The sequence below is a fragment of the Streptomyces sp. NPDC091376 genome (assembly GCF_044757085.1).
In the GTDB taxonomy this organism is placed as follows: Bacteria; Actinomycetota; Actinomycetes; order Streptomycetales; family Streptomycetaceae; genus Streptomyces; species Streptomyces pratisoli.
The window spans coordinates 1-5,345 of sequence record NZ_JBIVUF010000055.1 but is presented as its reverse complement, the minus strand read 5'-3'; the positions used below and the strand labels follow the sequence as shown (position 1 = coordinate 5,345).

General features: G+C 67.8%; 5 protein-coding genes. All 5 read right to left on the bottom strand.

Features of this window, described 5'->3' with window-relative positions; genetic code table 11:
* A partial coding sequence (locus ACIQMR_RS38145; RefSeq protein ID WP_401397732.1) for an ISL3 family transposase occupies window positions 1-767 on the bottom strand: 767 nt, incomplete at its 3' end.
* Window positions 768-959: 192 nt separating this feature from the next.
* Window positions 960-2,276 (bottom strand): Na+/H+ antiporter NhaA, encoded by a 1,317-nt coding sequence (gene nhaA, locus ACIQMR_RS38140; RefSeq protein WP_401397726.1) that lies wholly within the window; start codon window positions 2,274-2,276, stop codon window positions 960-962.
* 224 nt (window positions 2,277-2,500) lie between these two features.
* Entirely contained in the window at window positions 2,501-4,036 is a 1,536-nt protein-coding gene (locus ACIQMR_RS38135) for an alanine/glycine:cation symporter family protein (protein WP_401397723.1), read from the bottom strand.
* 409 nt (window positions 4,037-4,445) lie between these two features.
* Window positions 4,446-4,976 carry an IS3 family transposase gene (locus tag ACIQMR_RS38130; protein WP_401397729.1) on the bottom strand — a complete coding sequence of 177 codons (531 nt, stop codon included), beginning with the start codon at window positions 4,974-4,976 and terminating at the stop codon, window positions 4,446-4,448.
* Between the two features lie 35 nt (window positions 4,977-5,011).
* On the bottom strand, window positions 5,012-5,345 hold a 334-nt coding region (locus ACIQMR_RS38125; protein WP_401397720.1), incomplete at its 5' end, for an IS3 family transposase.

Here is a 5,345-nt window from a genome sequence, read left to right as displayed (position 1 = left end):
TCATAGATGGGTGCGTCCAGTACGGCGGCCCAGCAGGTGCTGTGCGCTTTGACCTCGCTCAGGGCGGCTTCGCGCAGGTTGTGCCATACATGCCACCGGTCAGCGACTTGGACCGCGTCAGGCAGGGCGCGGCGGATGGCCTCGGCGTAGGTGGCGGAGCCGTCGCGGCACACGACCTCGACACCCGGATGCTCACGCAGCCACGTCTCGAGCGTGTCGGCCGTGCGGTCGGGCAGCACGTCGATCCGCTCATGGGTCTCGGCGTTGATGATCACGGTGGCGTAGCGGTGACGCCGGCGCAGAGCGAAGTCGTCGACGCCGATCACACGGGGCACCCGCCCGACGGGCAGCGGGATCCGCAGCAGCGTGCGCAGAGCCGTGTGACGCGACAGGCTCACCGCGAGTATCGCCAGCAAACGCGTCCCGGCCCGGCCCGCTAACTCCTTGACCACGGCCTTGACTTGCCTGGTCAGGCGGATGGTTCGCCGCTGATATCGGTCCAGCACTCCGGGCACCTGCTCGCGGAAGGTGTGGCGGCAGCCGCGCGTGGGACACACCAGGCGCTGCACCCGCACGCGGACCACCACCCGTCGTTCATCGACCGGCACGTCGGCCACCGTCCGCCAGTGATAGCCATGCACGCGTTCCGACGAGGCCCCGCACACTGGGCAGACCGCAGTGTCCCGCGGAGTCCGTGCCCGCACCACGATCCGCTCGCCTTCGTCGACCACATCCTCGATGACCAGCGGGGACAGGCCCGAGAACACCGTCTGCACGAGCTCGTTGACATCCTTCACGCGAGGGTCAACGACGCTCACGACTCTCCGTCACCACCGAAAGTGAGACAGGGCCGTTTACTGGACAGACCCCACCGCCGCCCGGCTCGACGGACGGGTCGTCGTCCGCAGTGACGAAGGGATAGGGCTTTGCCAGGTCCTGAGCGCGCATGAGGCGTCTCCTTACCTGTCGGATCCGGCACTGCCGCGCACGGCGCCGGCCTGCTGGTAGATGTCGGGGATGCCGTCGGCGTCGTCGTCGCGCGTCTCTTCCTCGTAGAGGCGGCGGTAGACAGCGTTGCGGCGTTTGATCAGCACAGCCGCCAGCCCCACCGCGATCAGGGATCCGACGAGCACCGCGGCCTTGATGCGTTCCGCGTCGGCGGGATCAGGGAAGGCGAGTTCGCCGATGAGCAGGGCGACGGTGAAGCCGATACCGGCCAGGACCGCGAGGGAGAAGACGTCCGCCCATTCCAGGTCCGGGTTGAGACGGGCGCGGGTGAAACGTGCCGCCAGGTACGTGCCGGCGAAGATGCCGATCGTCTTGCCGACGACGAGGCCGAGGACGACGCCGAGCGACTCGGGGCTGGTGAACACCTCGCCCAGTGCCGTTCCGGACACGGTCACGCCTGCGGCGAAGAGGGCGAACAGCGGTACTGCCACTCCCGCCGACACCGGGCGCAGCAGGTGCGCGGTCTTCTCGGCGGGTGTGGCGTCCTCGCCCTTGTCGCGGGTGGTTCGCAGGATCAGGCCCATGGCCACGCCGGCGACGGTCGCGTGGACTCCGCCGTTGTACATCAGTGCCCAGATGGCGATGCCGAGGGGTGCGTACCACCACCAGCCTCGCACGCGGAACCGCTGGAGGACGTAGAAGAGGACCAGTCCGGCGAAGGCGCCGCCCAGCGCCCAGAAGTTCAGCTCACTGGTGAAGAAGATCGCGATGATCAGGATCGCGCCGAGGTCGTCGACGACGGCGAGGGTGAGGAGGAAGGCCCGCAAGGCGGCCGGGAGATGGGTGCTCAGGACGGCCAGGACAGCGAGCGCGAAGGCGATGTCGGTGGCCATCGGCACGGCCCAGCCGGCCGGCGAGCCCCCGCCGGCTGTGGCGGTGGCCGCGTACAAGGCGGCGGGTACCACCATCCCGCAGATCGCGGCGATGACCGGCAGTGCGGCCGTGGCGGGCGTACGCAGTTCGCCGACGACCAGCTCTCGCTTGAGCTCGATGCCGGCGACCAGGAAGAAGACGGCGAGCAGTCCGTCAGCGGTCCAGTGGCCGATCGAGAGGTCGAGGCCGAGTGCGGGAATCCCGAAGTGGAAGTCGCGTATCTGCTCGTAGACACCGCTCCACGGGGTGTTCGCCCAGATGAGCGCCACGATTGCCGCGGCGAGCAGCACCAGACCGCCGATGGTCTCGGTGCGCAGCGCGTCGGCCACAGCGTTGCGCTCGGGCAGAGGGAGCAGACCGAGGAACGTGGTGCGCTGACGTGGGGTGTCTGACATGGGGAGGGGCCTCCGGGCCGTCGATGGAGCGGGCACGCTGCGCCCTTGACGCCGACCAGACTTCCCGGCACACCCCGCGTCGCTTTGACGCGTTCTTAACACCCTAACCAGATCGAGGGGCTGTCACCAGACTGCGCTTCATCTGCGGGAATGGGGCGAGGGGGCCCGCATACGCAAGGCGCGGGCGTATGCGGGCCCCCTCAGGAGCCGGGCCGCGGGGGCGGTCAGACGGTGGTCTTCACCGGCTCCTGGTCGTCGTCGACGTCGTTCGTCTCGCCGGCCTTGCGGGCGCGGACGAACTCCAGGAAGGAGTTCAGTTCGCGCTTGACGACCGGGGCGAGGAGGTAGAGGCCGATGATGTTGATGACGGCCAGCATGAAGAGCACGGCGTCGGCCATGTCGATGAGGGTCTGCAGCGTGAGCAGGGAACCCGCGACGGCGAACAGTGTGTAGAGCACCTTGAAGGTGATCTCGCTGGCCCTGCTGCGGCCGAAGAGGTGCGTCCAGGCCTTCAGGCAGTAGTAGCCCCAGGTCAGCACCGTCGAGATGGCGAACAGCATCACCGCGACGGTGAGGATGTAGGGGAACCAGGGCAGCACTGTGCCGAAGGCGTCGGAGGTGATGGTGACGCCACCGATGGACTCGCCCGCGCGCGCCTCGGCCCAGCTCGCGGGGTTGGCGATCACGATGGTCAGGGCCGTCATGGTGCAGATGACCACGGTGTCGATGAAGGGTTCCAGCAGGGCGACCAGGCCCTCGCTGGCGGGGTGCTTGGTCTTCACCGCGGAGTGGGCGATCGGGGCGGAGCCGAGGCCGGCCTCGTTGGAGAAGGCGGCACGCTTGAAGCCGATGATCAGTGCGCCGAGGACACCACCGGCGACGCCCTCGGGGGCGAAGGCGCCCTCGATGATCGAGGCGACGGCGTCGGGGACGGCGCTGACGTTCACGAGGATGACGACCAGGCAGGCGGCGATGTAGATGCCCGCCATGGCCGGGACCAGCTTGCTGGTGACGTTGGCGATGGAGCGGATTCCGCCGAGCAGCACGATGCCGACGAGCGCGGCGATCAGGATGCCGAAGAACAGGGCGCCGGCGGAGGAGCCGAGCGCGCCGTCCTCGCCACCGGTGACGGACACCAGCTGGGCGTAGCTCTGGTTGACCTGGAAGAGGTTGCCGCCGAAGAGGCCGAAGAACAGGACCATGAAGGAGGCGAGGACGGCGAGGACCTTGCCGAGGGTCTTGCCGTTCTTGCCGAAGCGGTCGGCGAGGCCCTTGGGGAGGTAGTGCATCGGGCCGCCGGAGACGGTGCCGTCGGCGTGCACCTCGCGGTACTTCACTCCCAGGGTGACCTCGACGAACTTGGTGGCCATACCCAGCAGGCCGCAGAGGATCATCCAGAACGTCGCGCCGGGACCGCCGATGGACACGGCGACGGCGACACCTGCGATGTTGCCGAGACCGACCGTGCCGGAGACAGCGGCGGTCAGGGCCTGGAAGTGATTGACCTCACCGGCCGACCCCTTCTCGTCGTACTTCCCGCGCACCACGTCTACCGCGAGGCGGAACTTGCGTATCTGTACCAGGCCGAACCAGCCGCTGAACACCAGGCCCGCGATGACGAGCCAGGCGACGATGAGGGGCAGGTCCGCTCCGCCGACGCGAACGGAGAAGAAGACGATCTCTCCGAGCCAGGCGGCGATGGGCTCGAAGAACCCGCTGACAGCCTTGTCGACGGAATTGGTGATGGAGTCGAGTGACACAGTGGCTACCTCGATGGCGCAGGAAACCGGCGCCTGGGAGGAGCGCCGGGTGATGTGCGGTCTTTGAGCGAATCCGCTCCTGAGAGTCTGGCTATCCGGCTACCGGCCAGACGGTCGGCGGCCCTTCACACGACGAGGCGTAGTCCGAGTTCGTTAGCCGTCCATCGCATGGGAACACCGGATCCTGCTGGGAGCGTCAACTGAGCAAATGTCGCACTGTTGTAGATACTTAAAACAGGGGGGTGATGCAGGACAGTGCAATCTCGCATGCCGACTCTCGCCTGACGCAAGACCGCGAGCCACCAGATTCTCTGATCCCTGAGGGTGCTCTCGTTTTGGTGCGGCTACATCCGTGATACTTACCTAATGGAGTTGGTGAAGCTTCCCCGTGATCTTGGACACTCGATGTTTATGCCGCGAGGTTGTGTTGGTGCCGCTGTCGGGTCTCGGCCGGGGTGAGGTAGCCGAAGACCTTGTGCTTGCGCAGTCGGCGGCGGTTGTAGAACGTCTCGATGCAGTCGAAAACCTCGGCGCGGGCGGTGGCCCGGTCGGGCCAGACGCGGGTGCCGATCTCTTCTTTGAGCAAGGCCCAGAAACTCTCCGCGGCGGCATTGTCGAAGCAAGATCCGGTGCGTCCGCAACTTTGCCGGAGGTCCAACTCGCCTATGTGGCGGCGGATGTGGCTGCTGGTGTATTCGCTGCCGCGGTCCGAATGCGCTATGCAGCCGGGCTGGAGACGACCGCGTCCGGCGGCCATCTTCAGCGCGTCGACGACGAGCTCGGCGCGGTGGTTGCCGGCCATCGAGTAGCCGACGACCTCGCGGGTGGCCAGGTCCAGCCAGCAGGCGAGGTAGAGCCAGCCCTCGCCGGTGGGCAGGGCGGTGATGTCGCCGACCAGCTTCGTGCCGGGGGTCTCGGCGTGGAAGTCTCGGCCGATCAGGTCGGGGGCCGGCTTCGCCTTCTTGTCCGGCCGGGTCAGCGACCGTCGCCTGTGGCGGTGGCTCCCTGGATGCCGTGCTCGCGCATCAGGCGGGCGACCCGCTTGCGGTTCACGCGTCGCCCCAGGTGCCGCAGCTCGGCATGGATGCGCGGGACCCCGTAGGGGTGGCGGGAGCCGACGTGGATGACGGTGATCTCGTGGGCCAAGGCCTCGTCGGCGGCCTTGCGGGCCGAGCGGGTCTCGGCCGCGGCGAGCCAGGCGTAGAAGGAGGAGCGGGCCACCTTGAGCAGTCGGCACAGGAAAGCGACGCCGTGGGTGGTCTTCTCCGCCTCGATGAACGCGTACGTCGCGTTCACCGGTCGCTCTCCT